This window comes from Modestobacter sp. I12A-02662, assembly GCF_041028325.1.
GTDB lineage: Bacteria > Actinomycetota > Actinomycetes > Mycobacteriales > Geodermatophilaceae > Modestobacter.
In genome coordinates, this window is the sequence record NZ_JABGDE010000034.1 from 1 (window position 1) to 748 (window position 748).

Sequence of the window (748 nt, forward strand, 5' to 3'; positions counted from 1 at the left end):
AACCAGGTGCGCGACGTCGCCGCGCTCACCGCGGAGCTGGGCGGCACCCACGTCGTGGTCATCCCGGACACCTGGCGTGATCACAAGACGGGCGCCGACATCGAGTCACGCGACCTGTCTGATGACGCGTGGAAGCAACTGGCCGTCGGCATGGACAGGCTGGGCCGGGCGGTGCAGGAGGAGTACGGCCTGTCGATCGGCTTCCACCCGCACGCCGACAGCCACGTCGGTCACCAGGCCGACGTCGAGCGGTTCCTCGCCGAGACGGACCCGCAGTACGTCCCGCTGTGCCTGGACACCGGGCACGTCAGCTACTACCGCGGGGACAACCTCGAGCTGATCCGCCGGTACCCCGAGCGGATCGGCTACCTGCACCTCAAGCAGGTCGACCCGGCCGTGATCGACCGGGTGCTGGCCGAGGACGTCCCCTTTCCGACCGCGGTGCAGATGGGCGCGATGGTCGAGCCGCCACACGGCGTGCCGGATCTGCCGTCACTGCTGCAGGCCGTCGAGGCACTCGACCTGGACGTCTTCGCCATCGTCGAGCACGACATGTACCCCTGCCCGCCTGACCAGCCGTTCCCGATCGCCCAGCGCACCCACCGTCACCTCGCCGGCTGCGGGCTCCGCTCGCTGCAGATCGGCACCCCGAAGACTCCTGCTCCCGGATCGGAGGCCCAGGCGTGACGACCACCGAGACCACCTCCGGGGTCCTGCCGGAACTGGCCGACGTCCCTGCCGCGGAGCT

1 protein-coding gene is annotated in these 748 nt (G+C 70.2%); it reads left to right on the forward strand.

Going from position 1 to position 748, the window contains the following annotated elements:
* Positions 1 to 687: sugar phosphate isomerase/epimerase family protein (locus HL189_RS22465; protein WP_369135957.1), on the forward strand; the 687-nt coding region annotated here is incomplete at its 5' end.
* Positions 688 to 748: the final 61 nt, after the last annotated feature.